Below are 15403 nucleotides of genomic sequence, written 5' to 3'. Positions count from 1 at the left end.
TTTAATTTATGTTTCAGGGCGTTTATACTGCGGTCATCACCCCCTTCCGCCAGGGGAAAATCGATTATGATAGTTATTTTAAAATCCTAGAAAACCAAATCCGTTCCGGCGTGGCGGGTGTGGTTCCCTGTGGGACAACGGGAGAATCTCCCACCCTTTCTTACGAAGAACATAAGGAACTCATCCAAAAGACAGTTCAGATTGTGGCAGGGAAAATCCAGGTCATTGCAGGCACTGGGTCCAATTCTACCAAAGAAGCCATTGAGCTTACAGAGTCCGCATGTGCCGATGGAGTGGATGGGATTCTTTCTGTGAATCCTTATTACAATAAACCCACACAAGAAGGGATGTATCGCCATTTTACAGAAATTGCCAATGTATCTTCCAAACCAGTGATGTTGTATAATATTCCTGGGAGAACCAATGTCAATTTACTTCCTGAAACCGTAGCAAGGCTTGCAGCTCACTCAAAAATTGCAGCGATCAAAGAAGCTACTGGGGATTTGGGACAAATGGCAAAGGTGATTGCAGCAACACCACCTGACTTTGATTTGTTGTCAGGAGACGACAACCTAACACTTCCCGTATTATCGATCGGTGGTAAAGGAGTTGTATCTGTAGTATCCAATCTTTTTCCGCGAGCTTGTGTTGATATGGTGTCCTTATATTTACGGGGAGATCTGGAAGCATCCAAAAAGATTTATTACAAACTCCTTCCCGTGTTTATCAATGCGTTTATTGAAACAAATCCTATTCCTATCAAAGCTGCTATGAGTTGGTTTGGGTATTGTGAAAATGAACTTCGTTTACCAATGACTGCTCTCTCGGAAGGATCTCCAGCAGATGCTTTCAAAAAAACCGTATTCCAGTTAAAAGAGGAAGGCATTGTCTAAAATCAAAGTTGGTGTGATTGGTGCAGGGGGACGGATGGGGAAAGCCATCATCCAAGTGCTTTCTATTTCCAAAAAATCAGAGTTAAGTGCCGCTATCGTAAGAGAAGGGGCCATCTATTCTGGTTTTGATTCGGGAAATCATACGGGAATCAAAGAAACGGGAATTTTACTTTCCACCGACTTACAAAAAGCATGCGAATCTTCTGATGTTTTGATTGATTTCAGTACACATACTGGATTTGAATCTATTTTGAATGCGGCCCTCATCAATAAAAAACCTTTGGTGATTGGAACGACAGGTCTTACTGATTCTGATAAAACCCTCATCCAAACCGCAGCAAACTCCATCCCCATTGTTTTTTCACCCAATATGTCTGTGGGTGTAAATCTATTGTTCAAATTAACAGAAATCGCAGCGAAGGTTTTAGCCGAAGACTTTGATGTAGAAGTTTTAGACATCCACCATCGTCATAAAAAAGATGCTCCTTCGGGAACAGCCATGTATTTAAAAGAAGTTCTTTTAAATGCCACCAAACGTTCTGAAGACAATGTTATTTATGGTCGGCATGGAATGTATCCAGAAAGGGATCAAAAAGAAATTGCCATGCATACAATGAGAGCCGGTGAAGTGGTTGGGGAACATACTGTATATTTTTTAAGTTCGGAAGAACGAATTGAAATCACTCACAAAGCCCAGGACCGCAAAACGTTTGCTACTGGGGCAGTGAAAGCCGCCGAGTTTTTACATGGCAAATCCAAAGGCCTCTATAATATGTTTGATGTGTTAGGAATCTAAATTGGATTTTTTTCGAGGATTATACATCATACCATGGAGTAAAAATTATATCTCCATATCTTTGGATGTCTTAATCGTCGCTTTTCTAATTTATAAAACTTATACCACACTTAGAAGAACACGAGGGATCCAACTTCTACTTGGTGTAGGAATCATTTGGATTTCTGGAAGTCTTGCCGAATACTTAGGGTTTGAACTTCTGGAATGGATTCTCACAAACATCAGGCCAGCTCTTGTGTTTGCTATCATTGTTCTTTTGCAGCCAGAGTTACGACGTTTGACTGGGGATTTGGCTCGCATTCGTTTACTCCGATTGTTTTTTCTTAAACCCACATTTGATTTAGATCCTATTGTGGAAGCAGTTCGGATCATGTCTCAGGAAAAAACCGGATCCATTATTGTTCTCGTCAAAGACATTAGTTTGAAAGATATTTCAGAAAATGCAGTTCCTATGGATGCACAAGTATCTTCGGAAGTATTACAAACTATTTTCTTTAAGAATTCTCCTCTTCATGATGGAGCTGTTATCATTGAACAAAATAGAATTGTTTGTGCTGCTTCCTATTTGCCTATGAGTAGTTCTGTGGAAATAGCCACACTCGGTGCTAGACATCGTTCGGCACTCGGACTCTCCGAAGAAACAGACGCCATCATTATCGTTACATCAGAAGAGACAGGGGACATTACCATTTGTTATGAAGGGGAAATGTTGCATCCAGTCAAACCACTCGAACTAAAAGCGCTTGTTAGTGGCCTTATGACGGGAAATCGTAGGTCAAAGGATGATTCTCTTCGTAAAACTAAAGAGAAAGATACTGGAGTCAGTATATGATTCTGAAGTTACTCGGAAAACTTGTTCGAAACTGGAAAGCAAAACTAGTTTCGTTAATCATCGCCAGTATTTTTTATGTCAATCTTCAAAATTCAAAAGTATTGATTAAAACAATCAATGTTCCTGTCGACTATCCAAAGTTATCTGGTAATTTAAACTATTCCAAAAATCCGGAAAAAACAATCCCTGTTCGTGTGGAAGGTTTAAAAGATGTTGTGAATTACTACTCACAGTTTATGAAAGCGGTGATTGATCCAGAAGATGTCCAACTTGGTGTTACAGAAGTCCCAATTAAGAAAATAGTAGGTGTTCCTAGCGGTGTTAAGGTCACCAAACTTAAAAAAACGGTTCCGGTTGAAATTGAATCGCGTGGATTAAAAGTAGTTCCGCTAGAAGTTGCGTTCGAAGGGGCCCCTCCAGCTAACTTTGAAAAGCTGACACAAATTGTAAGTCCTCCCAAGGTGACTTTAAGTGGAAAACCACAAGACTTGGAAAAAATTACCAAAGTTCTACTTCCAGAAATTTCTCTAACGGATAAAAAGGAACCTTTTGCAAAAACAGTTCGGATACCAGATTTACCAAAGGGAGTGAATGTCCTTGGTTCCAGGGATGTCACTGTGAATGTAAACATCATTCCTCTTTCTTATAAAACCGGAGAACAAACAGCAGCAGGAATTCCCATTGTTTGTTCGGGGCTAGATGGCAAGTTAGATGCAGAACTTTCTGAAGAACAAGTGGCTATCAGATATTTTTCTTTAAAACCAATTCGTTCGGCCCAGATTCTAACAGGAATTACTGCCCAAGTTCCTTGTAACTATATCTTTGATCCGATCAAAAACAAAATCATTCCCGAGTTACAGCCCCAAGTTGCAAAAGTTCGAATCATTAAGAATAAAGATCTTAAAGGAATTGAAATTTTACAAATCAGTCCTGAAAAAATTGAGATTCGTTACAAAGTCAAAGAACAAAATCCAGAAGCAGATCCAACTGATGATGGCACAGGAATGGAAGTTCCTGGTGCAATCCCCTCAAATCGATCTTAAGTTTTAAGGCACGAATTCAAGGATGGATTCGTACCTTTTTGTCTAGGTTTCTTTTCAGAATTTAATATCAAATTCAATCAAAACAAAAAAACTCTAATTCTATTTAAGGAATTCGTAGATTTCTTTAAAACTTTCTTCTGGATTTTCCCATTGAGGATAATGACCAATCGAGTCCCAACGGATTAACTTTTTGTTTTTGATCGGAAGTTTTTCTAATTCATCTGCTAGGTGGCTTCCGCTGACTGGATCTTCTCCTCCATTGATAAAGAGGAGTGGCACCTCCGTTTGGAGAAGAGCATTTTTCCAACGTTCTCCATGGATTCTTCTTTCTGAAATGTATTTGAGTAGTTTGTGTGGAATTAAAACTTTGTTGGGATAGGTAATCAATTTCCAAAGAACAGAAATTTCTTTGTCAGTCGGTTTCGTATTTTTCCCAAAAACTTGGCTAAATGCAATTCCAAATTTTCTCTCATTATAAAAACGAGAAAGAAAAGCACCTAAGATTGGTGTGGCGAGGAGTTTCTGTTTGAATGTGGGTCTATGTAGGTGAGGAAAAAGTCCTCCATTCAAAAAAACGGCTCCATCGATTTCATACTTTCTTTCTTTACGTTCTAAATGCCTAGCTAAGATTTCTTGACCCACACTCACAGCATAATCATGAAAAACAAACTTCACTCTTCGAAGTGCATTTTTTTCGATAAAGTTTTCTATGATATCCGTTTGTTCTATCAGTGTGTATTTATGCTTTTTTGGTTTCGAAGAATATCCAAATCCTAAAAAATCAATGGCGATTGTATTGAAGTAACGAGAAAGGCCATTAAAAATTTTAGAGTAGTCCCAAGAGGATGTGGGAAACCCATGAAGTAAAATTAGATTCTGTCCTCTTCCTTCTTGTATAAAGAAAATTTGAAACTTCTTATATTCGAAAAATTTACCACCAGCCAGCCATTCAGTAGCGTTCTTTTTTGGAAAGTTTAGATCAACCATATCCGACATAGCACAACAAAAGAGGAAGTGAGTCAAATAGAAGAATTTGCTACTTTCTCTTTTCCCGAAAGCCGATCTTTAAAAGGATGGAGTCATACCCTCTTATTTATTTTGTAAAACCAGAAGGGATTATTTCGGACTGGGAATATTTCTGGTATCAGATTCCTTATGGGGCCCCAGGAATCCTAACTTTTTTTGTTGGTGTATTCCTCAGCTACTTTGCCTTTCAAAAATTTCGGAAATCAAAAGATGAGAATCGAACCTTTCATTTAAACCTAGCGGTTTCCTTCATTAGTTTTGGATCCATCGGGCTTGTTTTAACCACGAGAGCCTGGATTCAAAACGTTGAAACATTAGTTTTTTGGAATAATCTACTATACTTCTTGGTTGCTCCTCTGGCTCCAACAGCCTTTTATTTGGCCTACTATATGACGGGAAAACAAAGTAAGTTATTGTTGTATTATTCTTATCTTTGTTGGTTTGCCAGTTTTGTATTGTATTTCGGAATCCTTATCGGTAAGGGATTCGAAACCACTGTATTTGAATTCACTTTTGGAAAGTATCCGAGAGGAAGTTCCTTTGTTCGACCATGGGGAATTTTGGCACCACTGGGTTATTTTTTCCTGATTTTACCTTCTTTCATCAAACACTACCAATACATTCGTAAACATTACCATCTCACTTTGTTTCATGGGGTGAATTTATTATTTTTACTCACAACTATGAATGCACCGAGTATTCTTGGTTTCAAAGTGTATCCGGGAGGGTTCTTTTTATTCATTCCTATGTTACTTGTGGCTTATGGAGTGTTTCGATCTGATTTTTTTGATGTGAACGAACTTCTTTTCCAAAAGAATGGAATGTTTTATTTTCTTTTTGCACTTTTATCTTTCGTTTTGATTTTTATTTCTTTTGGAGTTTCTTTTGGATTATCACCGGATGCTTATGAGTCAGCAAAATGGTATCCATGGGGAATTCCTCCCGTAGTATCCGTGTTTGGTGCAGTATTTCTTTCCATCATTGTGGCAGGCGCCAATCCATCGGCAAGGATCAACCAACTTTGTGCCTTTGCACTCATCCTCACGGGTTTTTATGTCATCCAATCCGTTCCTTTAAAGTTAAATATATCTTATGTGGTACAACTGCGAATCTCACAAATGACCTTTGTGGCATTTGCCTTTGCGCCGAGTATTATGGTGCGTTTGGTATTCGAAGCGATTGGACAAAAATCACCGTTCTGGATTCAAGGAATTGATTTTCTTTGTGTGACAGCAGCAGTACTTGCGCCCTCTCCTTATTTATTTGTAGGTTATTTTGATTATCCATGGTCAAGAGTCCACCATGGAGGTCCTGCGGAATTACTTGTGGGAGCCAATGGTGCCATTGCTTTAATTTTGGTGCTTATTACTTTTTTGCGAAATAAAGGTTACATTAACTTTGCCTCTAAATGGATCATTGGCTCTTTTTTGTTATCTGCGATTTTACTTTTAGCGGCACTACTTCCTAGTCATGGAATTCCCATTTATCCTTTAGCGGACTTCCAATTTGTGCCTGCGTTTTTACTCGGTTATGCGGTGCTTCGTCATGGCGCTTTGTCTTTGGAGGGAAGAACCATCCAATTGAGCCAACGTTTGGCAAACTTAGGACTCATTACCATGGCCATTGCTGCCATTTTATATTTCCCACTCATCCGTGAACAATACGGAGTGGGGGAATCGGCATTTCATTTAACAATGATTGTGTTACCTCTGGTATTGTTTAATTACCTTGTTGTCTACATCATGTCTCGTCCCTTGGCGGAAGAACTCGATATTAGTTATTTTCTATTGGATTTAGAGAAACAAAAAGCGGATGAAGAAAGAGAAAAAGCTCTCATTGCACAAGATAAAGCGGAAGAGGCAAGAGAAGAATCGGAAAAATTACTTCTTAACATCTTACCTTATAAAGTAGCTCAAGAATTAAAACAAAAGGGGAGTGTCACACCTTCTCGAATTGAGAATGTAACGGTTTTATTCACGGACTTCAAAGGTTTTACTAAAGTTGCGGAAGGTATGGATGAACAAAGTCTAATCGAAGAACTAGATGCTTGTTTTACTCAGTTCGATGAAATCATTCTAAGGAACAACTTAGAAAAATTAAAAACCATTGGCGATAGTTATATGTGTGCGGGTGGCCTTCCTGTAGAAAATCGAACCAGTGCCATTGACGCTTGTTTGGCGGCTCTCGAGATTCAAAGTTTTATGAACCAATTAAAAGAAATCAAAACTGCGCTGAATTTGCCTTTTTGGGAACTGCGGCTTGGTCTTCATACAGGACCTGTGGTTGCGGGAGTAGTGGGACGATTTAAATTTGCTTATGATATTTGGGGAGATACTGTTAATACGGCTTCAAGAATGGAGTCCGGTGGAGAAACCGGAAAAATCAATGTCTCCAAAGAAACCTATGAACTTGTGAAGTATTTTTTTATCACAGAGTACCGAGGGAAAATTCATGGGAAAAACAAAGGGGACTTGGATATGTATTTTGTAAGTCGCCTAAGGCCTCGTTATTCGCAAGACCCAGACGGTAAGGCGCCTAATCAATACTTCCGGGAGGTTTATTCCCGGATTTCAAACGGTGCTAACATTCGTTGGAAGAACGAATCTTAATTTAAGTCTGCTCTTCCTCAGCAAGCCAAGTGCGAAGTAACTGCGCCACATCTTCCGGTTTTTCTTTTGCCAGGTTGATTGCGTTTTCGAGTAACTCGCGTCTGAGTTTTTCGTCGAGGGAGAGTTCGACTTCGGCTCCCCCTTCGTCCATCACTCGAAGAGCAGCTTCCCGCATCATTTGTTGTTGGGCAGCAAGTTCTTCTTCTCTGAGTCTTCTTCTTCTTGCGATTTCTTTTTTGATCGCACGATACACGAGGATTGCAAGGATCAGTAAAATTAAAATTACGAGAGAAGCAATGACCATATTCCGAATGGCTCTTTGTTTTTGAAACTCTTCATCTTCGGCACGGAACTGTTCGGTTCTATCTTTGGGAATCGTAATGACACTGATCTGGTCACCACGTGATCTTGTGTAACCGATCGCAGCTTCTAAGTTTTTACGAACGAGTTTTAAATCATTTTCAGCAACGGGAATGTATTTTCTATCGTATCCAAGACCATCTTCACGTTCTTTTCTTTCCCAAACACCATCAACTACGACAGAAAGACCAATCTTTTCAATCTTCCAAGGTTGGCGTTTGATATCTTTTACACGTTTGTTGAATTCGTAGTTATTGATATTTTCGTCTTTAGAATACTCTGCTTTTTGGTAGTCTGTGTCTTTGTATCCAGGAGGAAGGTTTGGCTCTGTGCCTGCGGGACCATCGGGAGTGAACCCGCGTCCTTTAAAAGATTCTTTGGTTTCTTTAGAAGATACTTTCAGTGAATAACCATCGACCAACTTTCTTTCGTTATACGGTGTATCTGGGTTATCTTCTTCGGCAACTACTGGTAATACTTCATTTTCAGTTAAGGACTCTTGGTCCCAATTGAATGAATATTCGAAACGAGTGATGTCCACTCGGTCTTCTCCACCCAAATACCAACGAAGGGTATTCCGAATGTCGATGAGTCGTTTGACACGTTCTTCTTCTTCGATTCTAAGTTTTTCTTGGACGATACGAAGTTCTAATCTTTCTTTTTCTAAATCTTCTTCAAAATCAGAAATGATCTTTCCATCGGGATCGGCCACACTTACGTTTTCCGGTTTTAATTTGGGAACAGCACGAGCGACTAAGTTCACAATCCCTTTGATTTCTTTTTTACTCATTCCCTCAACACCCGGTTTGAAGTGGAGGATAACGCTTGCCTTTACAGGATAGGAGTTGGATTCAAAAAGATCACCTTCGGGGATCGCAATGTTGACATCGGATCTTTCGATCGGTCTTAAGGTATTGAGTGATTTTTCAATCGCACCTTTGAGGGCTCTATATTTTTTAATGTCTTTGTCGAACTGGGTTTCTGTAAACTTTTCGATATCAAAAAGTTCCCAACCAGTCACACCTGCAGGAATCAAATTCTCTTGTGCGAGTTTGGTGACGATCTCTTGTCTTTGTTCGGGGTCCACTGTGATGAGACTTGTTTCACTGGATCCATAAGAGTAACCAAGGGCATCTAGTTTCTTTGTGACCTCAGAGAAATCTTTGGAATCCAAATCCTTAAAGAGAACCACGCGGTTTCTTTGGGACGAGACGTTGGAGAGGATGATGACTGCCACCACCACAACGGCGAGCACACCACCCAAAATCATTTTTTTGGTTTTATCGAGTTTGTTGAATAACTCTTTGAGATTATCGATGATTTTTTGCAGTGGTTCAGGCATAGTTCGGGCCTCGTCGAGATTTGAGACATAATGCCATGATTCTCCTGAAACGTACAAGTACTTTTCGGGGAGGGAAGGAAATTCGAGGGGTTTGGACTCGGAATTGGAATTGACCTGTTTTTTGATGTGATTACATTGTAATTACAATGAAGGCTGCCGTCATACAAATCGGAAATTCAAAAGGGATCCGAATTCCTAAAACTGTTTTAGCGGAATGTCAGATTGAAGATGAAGTCGATCTATTGGTAGAGGACAATAAAATCATCATCACTCCTTATAAAAACAAACCGCGCGTGGGTTGGGAAGACCAATTCAAAGCGATGGCGGAAAGAAAAGAGGATCAGTTACTCATTCCAGATTCCATTGATTTGGAAACAAAGGATTGGGAATGGTAATCCATCAATATGACATCTATCTAATCAATTTGGATCCAACGATTGGTTTTGAGATTAAAAAATCTAGACCTTGTATTGTCATTTCTCCGAATGAAATGAATCAGTTTATCGGAACAGTGATGATAGCACCTATGACCACTCGTTCTAGGAGTTACCCAACAAGGGTAGATTTAACATTTCAGGGAAAAAAAGGTTCTATCGTTTTGGATCAGATACGAACTGTTGGTAGGTCGCGGTTGATTCAAAAACTGGGTTCGTCTGATCCTAAAACAATTCAAAAAATTAAGAAAGTCATAAAAGAAATGTTAGTCGACTGATTTTATTTTCTTTTATGACTTCTGATTCAATTTCCTTGGATCGGCTTAATCTTTAATTAAGCCACACCTTCCACTTTTTGGAACACTCGATCAAATCGTTTGAGGGCATCATCAATCACAGCATCTGTATCGGATGCACTTGTATAAAGCCTACTTCCCGCGAGTGTCACAAGACCTTCTGACATATAAGCGGCCCCCATTTCTTCCATCGCGTGTTTTCTTTTATGAGCTTCGGCTATGGTTTTTTTAATGGTCCAGAACTTCTTAATGTTGATATCGAGTAACATCGTACCGACGGTCTCCAAATGGCAAATGGAACCTTGGTTGAAGGCAACAAATGGGAGGTCGTATTTTTTGATTAGTTTTTGTAAACCTTTGGTGAGTCTGTCGCCCGCTCTTCCTGATTTTTCACAGGCATTGTTTTTTTCCATTTCACAAAGGGTAAAGTAACCTGCAGCAGAACTGAGTGGATTGGCTGCCATCGTTCCACCGATTAACGCCTTTTTGGTGCCGGTTTGAAGTCCTGCAGAAACATATTTCATGTATTCTTTTTTACCACCAAGTCCACCAGCTGATGGATATCCTCCCGCAACTACCTTACCAAAAATAGTTAGGTCAGGATCCACACCAAAGTATCCTTGGGCACCGCTAAGACCAATGCGGAAAGCTGTCACCACTTCATCAAAGATAAGAAGAGCTCCATATTTGTTACAAAGTTCTCTGACTCCTTTGTTGAAATCAAAGTCAAGAGGTCTTGTTCCACTTTCGGGACCTACTGGTTCGATAAGAACTGCCGCAGTGCCACCGCAGAAACGATTTCGTTTGAGTACGGATTCAAGAGAGTTCAAATCGTTCGGGTAAAATTCTTGTGTGTATTTGAAAATGGATTTAGGAACTCCATTGGCTTCGAAATGTCTTGTGCCTGGAATGCGAAGTCCATAAGCGAGTTGGTCACTCCAACCGTGGTAAGCCCCGCCCATCTTCACGATATTTTTTTTCTTGGTCGCAAGTCTTGCAACGCGAATCGAAGCCATACAAGCTTCTGTTCCCGAACCTAACATGCGGAACATTTCGACAGAGGGAACTAACTCTACAATTTTCTCGGCTAACTTATATTCGTATTCATGAAAAAGACCTGTAACCGGTCCTGTAGTATCGAGAAGTTCAATGACTTTTTTGCGGACACTGGGTGGATTGCTACCAAGAACTGTGGGTCCACCTGCTTGTAAAAAATCGATGTATTTGTTTCCATCTAAATCATACAAATAAGCACCGGAAGCTTTTGTAAAAACAAGAGGGAAGGGATGATTGAAGGAAAGGTTGTGTTGGACACCGCCGGGGATGTATTCCGAAGCCTTGGTGATCATCGCCTTGGACTTACTGCATTTTTTTTCGAAGTAGTTGTGAAGGATACTGTCCATTTCTTGTTTGCGAATGGAGCGTATAGGAAGGGAAATTAATTTCCTTAGGTCTTTGTAGATTTGGTCTACATTGGGGTATTCGTTCATGGAAAAGCCTTGGGCCATATAATCTTTCCTCTTCCGATCTTTTTTCTTGACAATGAGTGAGTCATCACTCATTGTCAAGAAGGAATTCACAAAATAAAACGAGAAAGTCGGATTCTTTGGAAATTCGCATAAATTTCCTGGAGAAATCCAGCCTTTTTCGTTTATTGGACAGGGTAGAGTATGGTAACAAAGCATTTTAATGATAGTTTTGAGCGGATTTCTGAAGAAAAGAGAAACCGGATTTTAACCATAGCCATTTCCGAATTTGCCAATCGTGGATTCACGAGTGCCAATACCAATACCATCGCCCAAAAAGCGGGGATCAGTGTTGGCTCTCTCTATAAATACTTTGAAACCAAAGAAGATTTTTTTCTCACCGTCGTGGACCATGGAATCACACAGTTGGAAAAAACTTTGGAGTCTGTCCTTGCCATGGACTTGGATTTGTTTGGAAAAATTGAAAAGATCATTCGGATCATCCAAACCCACTCTCGTATCAACCAAGACATCATCCGCCTTTACAATGAAATGACTACAGAAAGTAATTATGAACTCATCACTCGTTTGTCAGGTGAGTTAGAATCTTTGTCGGCAAAATGTTATATTGAAATGATTAACCTAGCTAAAAAAGAAGGAAACATCTCCTCAGAAGTGGATAGCAATCTTTCTGCATTTTTACTGGATAGTATCTTTATGACCTTACAGTTTTCCTATTCTACAGTATATTATAAAGAACGAATGAAAATCTATTTAGGCGATGATGTGTTTGAAAAGGATGAAGAAGTAGTCGCTGGGGTCATGAAAGTGATTCGCAGGGCACTGGGTGGATAAAAAACTACCGTATGGGTTTTTCTGGAATACTGATCGATGTTTGAAATATTTTGAAACCATCACTAGAATGATATGATAAAAGCTATTATTTTTGATTACGATGATACTTTAGTTCAAACGAGAAAAACACGATACAATACAATCTATAAACTATCTAAACAATTATTTGATACTGAAATTACTGAAAGAGAAATTGATGAGGCTTGGGGACTCCCTGCCGAAGTATTTTTACTGAAACTTTTTGGACGTTTTTCTTCAGATATTAATTATCTTTGGAATATTTATATAGAATTCTCGAAGAAAGATTTAAACATCCCACACCCAAATGCCTTTGAGTATATAAGTAAATACCAAAATATCTATAAGTTTGGAATCGTCACTTCATCCAGTGAAAAAGTTGTTCATCGTGAATTAAACGAACTACAAATAAACACAGACTTATTCTTTCAAATTCAAACCTCTGATCACACTAATGTTCACAAACCGAATCCAGATGTTTTTGAGCCAATTTTTGTATTATTAAAAAATGAAAATATAGATAAAAAGGAAATTTTTTATATCGGTGATTCCCCCGCTGATTTTGAATCCGCGAGTAAATTTGGGTTTCATTTTCTAGGAATAGCACATGACAATAGGCATGTCGATTATTTCCAAAGAGGAGAAATTCCATTTGTTAGAAATTTTTTGGAATTGGAAAATTATCTGAAGAAATACATTTGAACCATGAAAGACTTGAATGATTATGTAAATTCGTACAAAGAGCAGCTTAAAATTGGTGACATCCAGGAAGCCTATGCAGGGCTCGTGAAATATGTAACGAAACTTAGTACCACTCTATCCAAAAACCTTTCTAAAAGTTATTCGTTTGGAAGTCTTTTCCAGGGATACATGGATTATACTTATTTCTATTACTCTAACCAGTTTTTGAAAGATAGAAAATTAAAAATGGGGTTAGTTTTAAACCATCCAAAAATGCAATTTGAAGTTTGGCTTTTGGGTCAGACCATTCCCATTCAAGAAAGGTATTGGGAGTATTTTAAGAATACGAAGTGGAACAAAAACAGAACCACCAAACCACAATATTCCATTCTGGAAACGGTTTTGCTTGCGAATCCGAATTTTAATGATTTGGATAAACTCTCTAAACAAATTGAAGAGAGTTTGGTTCAGGTGACTGCAGAAATTATACAGGAGATCAAAGTGAGTCAGTTGAAATAAAAACCTTAACAAAACAGAGATTTATGTGATGAAAGAGCTGCGATTTGTAGAAAAAGATTTGGTTATTTCTGGTAATATAAACAATTCATAATAAATGATATCAAGAATCCAAAAATTGAGAAACAGTCTCGGATTTAGAATGCGTAAACTATTTGCAAAACAATTAGATCTTAATGATGGAAGCCAAGTGGAACTGATTCAAGAAGGGAATCGAATTATCATTTCCCCTTACATTAATGAAACTTTGGATCAAAAATTAAAAAAAATAACTGAGAAAACCTCCATAATGAAGTTGATTCTGGATCTTCCGTTGGTAATGAGTTTTGGAAAGTAAAAAATATACTTATTGAATTGGTGAAACTTTGATTGGCTATTTTTTTTGAACCATCACAAAACATGTTAAACAATCATTGGAACAAAAAAAATCTATTAATCATAGCAATTTATGTGATTGGGTTTGGTATTGGAACATTCTCACATACAATGGATATGGTGAAGTTAAGTTTTTTCGGTTATACTTTTGCACCATTACTATTGAATTTTTTTTGGACTTCTTTACTCGTTCTCGATCCTCTAGTGATTGTTTTGCTTTTTGTTCGTTTCCGCTATGCGATTTATCTCGCCGTTATCATTATGATTCTTGATATATTAATCAATTTATTATTTGGGGTTTCTGTCGGAAATCGAAACATCCTTCTCGGATTAACCACGCAGATTCCATTTGGTTGTTTTGTCTTTCTAACAGCTAAACATCTTTCTAGATATATGTCGATAGCTGCCAGTTTGAAATTGTAACGGTTCAAGGTACGTTAACACTAGTGTTATTTTTTCTGCGGTAACCAGAGTTAACGTAATTAAGTAAAAACTTAGGTCAATCTTGTAATTCCCTCGCCTAAGATTCCATAAACGGAGATTCTTTTAACCAAAATACCATTATAAAATTCACTATCGATAGAAAGAGAAGGATGTATAAAAAAGATACCATCCCAAAAAAGTTGAGTCCTAAGATAAAGAGAATTCCTGAGACCTGTCCTACAAGTAGGAGTAAACCTTGGGAAGTGGATTCTGGTGCGGGAGAAGTAATTTCTGCACAGTATTGAAATCCAATCGGGGCTCCAATTCCCAAAAGAAAAAATCCAATCACAATCGAACCAATAAGTAAGAAAATAAAACCTTGGAACAAAACAAATAAACTGAGGCCGACTAAAAATCCTGCCATGGCAATGATAAGGAATATTTTTCTTTTTTGTAATTTGTCAGAGATGGGAGGGATGATGATCCCACCGATGATTCCAGAAATTAACATCACACCACCAACGAGTCCTGATTCGTCGATATTGAGTCCTTTGATTTCACAGATTTGATCAATACAAGTACTCACTGCATTAAAAACACCGAGACCTATTAGAAATAAAAACAGGATCTTTCTCATATCTTTCTGTTTCCATAAAAAACGAAGCCCTTCTAAAAAAGGGAGTTCATGATCTTCCCCATGTGTGCTGGGAGAGGTAGGTGGTTTTTCTTTGATGAGTAGAAGAAAAAGAATCGCAGAGACCACAGAGACAAAACCGTAAATCATCATCACATCAGGAATCGTGTTTCCTCTTTGGAGTAAAATGGGAGTGAGGATCATCACAAGGATGATTCCTAAAAATTGAGCTAGAGTTCCGAGTGCTACAGCTGTGGCTCTCTCTTGGATGGGAAACCACAAAACGCTAATTTTTGTTACTGCATTGAGAAGGAAGGGTTGGGCCACGGCAAGTCCCATTTGGCAAAATAAAACAATGGTATAATCGGCCGCATAAATTCCTTTCATTAGTCCACAAACACCTGTTAATATGGCACCAAATCCCACTCCTTTTTTGATTCCATAGGTATCAATCACGTAAGAGGCAGGAATGGCTATAATAACAAAAACTCCGAGAAAGACGAGCGAGAGTAAATCGATTTGGATGGGACTTACCTTATAAAACTCTTTAGCGTCACGGGCAATGGGAGCATAGGTCAACCATTGCAAACAAATCGTTGCAGTGATGACAATATAGGCGAAAAGCACGACCCAGCGATACGGATAGATTTTTGTTGGGATTTGGTTCATTTCTGTCCCCTTTTTGGCGATCTATGGATTTGAATGGAAACCAATCGTTCGGAATAAATTCCATAAGGGACTGGTCCTGAAGGAAAATGATTTGCCATCCGAGCCGATGATCCTAAATCTTTATGAGTGATCACT

Annotated in this window: 17 protein-coding genes; 12 read left to right on the top strand and 5 right to left on the bottom strand. The window is 38.7% G+C overall.

The features are described 5' to 3' along the window. Positions 1 to 8: 8 nt before the first annotated feature. From dapA to LEP1GSC195_RS10755, 4 genes are read left to right on the top strand one after another with little or no spacing between them, the layout of a single operon-like run. Positions 9 to 893, top strand: coding sequence for a 4-hydroxy-tetrahydrodipicolinate synthase (gene dapA / locus LEP1GSC195_RS10770; RefSeq protein ID WP_015681567.1), 885 nt, complete (start codon positions 9 to 11; stop codon positions 891 to 893). Further along, positions 886 to 1689 carry a 4-hydroxy-tetrahydrodipicolinate reductase gene (gene dapB, locus LEP1GSC195_RS10765; protein ID WP_015680728.1) on the top strand — a complete coding sequence of 268 codons (804 nt, stop codon included), beginning with the start codon at positions 886 to 888 and terminating at the stop codon, positions 1687 to 1689. The genes dapA and dapB overlap by 8 nt, the downstream gene beginning before the upstream one ends. Before the next feature lies 1 nt (position 1690). Continuing rightward, positions 1691 to 2521 (top strand): diadenylate cyclase CdaA, encoded by an 831-nt coding sequence (gene cdaA, locus LEP1GSC195_RS10760; RefSeq protein WP_015682571.1) that lies wholly within the window; start codon positions 1691 to 1693, stop codon positions 2519 to 2521. Continuing rightward, positions 2518 to 3564 (top strand): CdaR family protein, encoded by a 1047-nt coding sequence (locus LEP1GSC195_RS10755; RefSeq protein ID WP_015680884.1) that lies wholly within the window; start codon positions 2518 to 2520, stop codon positions 3562 to 3564. Before cdaA ends, LEP1GSC195_RS10755 begins: the two co-directional genes overlap by 4 nt. Positions 3565 to 3663: 99 nt before the next feature. Here the strand turns inward: LEP1GSC195_RS10755 and LEP1GSC195_RS10750 are convergent, their stop codons facing one another. Continuing rightward, positions 3664 to 4551: an alpha/beta fold hydrolase gene (locus LEP1GSC195_RS10750; RefSeq protein ID WP_232227760.1), complete on the bottom strand. Its 888-nt coding sequence runs from the start codon at positions 4549 to 4551 to the stop codon at positions 3664 to 3666. 86 nt (positions 4552 to 4637) lie between these two features. On the opposite strand from LEP1GSC195_RS10750, the gene LEP1GSC195_RS10745 reads away from it, so the two are divergent. Then, on the top strand, positions 4638 to 7199 hold the full coding sequence (locus LEP1GSC195_RS10745; RefSeq protein ID WP_015681112.1) for an adenylate/guanylate cyclase domain-containing protein: 2562 nt from the start codon (positions 4638 to 4640) through the stop codon (positions 7197 to 7199). Position 7200: 1 nt separating this feature from the next. Here the strand turns inward: LEP1GSC195_RS10745 and fliF are convergent, their stop codons facing one another. Then, on the bottom strand, positions 7201 to 8901 hold the full coding sequence (gene fliF, locus LEP1GSC195_RS10740) for a flagellar basal-body MS-ring/collar protein FliF (protein WP_002975108.1): 1701 nt from the start codon (positions 8899 to 8901) through the stop codon (positions 7201 to 7203). Positions 8902 to 9047: 146 nt separating this feature from the next. Here fliF and LEP1GSC195_RS10735 point away from each other — a divergent pair, with 146 nt between their 5' ends. Both LEP1GSC195_RS10735 and LEP1GSC195_RS10730 read left to right on the top strand, forming a co-directional pair. Further along, positions 9048 to 9296 carry an AbrB/MazE/SpoVT family DNA-binding domain-containing protein gene (locus LEP1GSC195_RS10735; protein WP_015680639.1) on the top strand — a complete coding sequence of 83 codons (249 nt, stop codon included), beginning with the start codon at positions 9048 to 9050 and terminating at the stop codon, positions 9294 to 9296. Further along, positions 9290 to 9613: a type II toxin-antitoxin system PemK/MazF family toxin gene (locus LEP1GSC195_RS10730; RefSeq protein WP_015681123.1), complete on the top strand. Its 324-nt coding sequence runs from the start codon at positions 9290 to 9292 to the stop codon at positions 9611 to 9613. The genes LEP1GSC195_RS10735 and LEP1GSC195_RS10730 overlap by 7 nt, the downstream gene beginning before the upstream one ends. A gap of 56 nt (positions 9614 to 9669) precedes the next feature. Here the strand turns inward: LEP1GSC195_RS10730 and LEP1GSC195_RS10725 are convergent, their stop codons facing one another. Beyond that, positions 9670 to 11139 (bottom strand): aspartate aminotransferase family protein, encoded by a 1470-nt coding sequence (locus LEP1GSC195_RS10725; RefSeq protein WP_015681218.1) that lies wholly within the window; start codon positions 11137 to 11139, stop codon positions 9670 to 9672. A 162-nt stretch (positions 11140 to 11301) separates the two neighbouring features. On the opposite strand from LEP1GSC195_RS10725, the gene LEP1GSC195_RS10720 reads away from it, so the two are divergent. From LEP1GSC195_RS10720 to LEP1GSC195_RS10700, 5 genes are all read left to right on the top strand, one after another. Next, on the top strand, positions 11302 to 11952 hold the full coding sequence (locus tag LEP1GSC195_RS10720; protein WP_015681704.1) for a TetR/AcrR family transcriptional regulator: 651 nt from the start codon (positions 11302 to 11304) through the stop codon (positions 11950 to 11952). A 72-nt stretch (positions 11953 to 12024) separates the two neighbouring features. Then, on the top strand, positions 12025 to 12672 hold the full coding sequence (locus LEP1GSC195_RS10715; RefSeq protein WP_015681026.1) for an HAD family hydrolase: 648 nt from the start codon (positions 12025 to 12027) through the stop codon (positions 12670 to 12672). A 3-nt stretch (positions 12673 to 12675) separates the two neighbouring features. Further along, positions 12676 to 13170, top strand: coding sequence for a DUF7000 family protein (locus LEP1GSC195_RS10710; protein ID WP_015681556.1), 495 nt, complete (start codon positions 12676 to 12678; stop codon positions 13168 to 13170). Positions 13171 to 13309: 139 nt separating this feature from the next. After that, the gene (locus tag LEP1GSC195_RS10705) at positions 13310 to 13504 is read left to right on the top strand and encodes an AbrB/MazE/SpoVT family DNA-binding domain-containing protein (RefSeq protein ID WP_015682094.1); all 195 of its coding nucleotides are present in this window, start codon (positions 13310 to 13312) and stop codon (positions 13502 to 13504) included. Between the two features lie 32 nt (positions 13505 to 13536). Then, complete coding sequence (locus LEP1GSC195_RS10700; protein ID WP_015682614.1) at positions 13537 to 13965, top strand: hypothetical protein; 429 nt, start codon at positions 13537 to 13539, stop codon at positions 13963 to 13965. 97 nt (positions 13966 to 14062) lie between these two features. On the opposite strand, the gene LEP1GSC195_RS10695 is transcribed toward LEP1GSC195_RS10700, so the two are convergent. Next, complete coding sequence (locus LEP1GSC195_RS10695; protein ID WP_015680803.1) at positions 14063 to 15268, bottom strand: MFS transporter; 1206 nt, start codon at positions 15266 to 15268, stop codon at positions 14063 to 14065. Then, the gene (locus LEP1GSC195_RS19735) at positions 15265 to 15402 is read right to left on the bottom strand and encodes a hypothetical protein (protein ID WP_015681253.1); all 138 of its coding nucleotides are present in this window, start codon (positions 15400 to 15402) and stop codon (positions 15265 to 15267) included. Before LEP1GSC195_RS19735 ends, LEP1GSC195_RS10695 begins: the two co-directional genes overlap by 4 nt. Position 15403 lies beyond the last annotated feature (1 nt).

Origin of the sequence: Leptospira wolbachii serovar Codice str. CDC, from assembly GCF_000332515.2 — a bacterium.
Classification (GTDB): domain Bacteria; phylum Spirochaetota; class Leptospiria; order Leptospirales; family Leptospiraceae; genus Leptospira_A; species Leptospira_A wolbachii.
The sequence above is the reverse complement of the archived record's forward strand: the minus strand, read 5'-3'. Positions and strand labels throughout refer to the sequence as shown.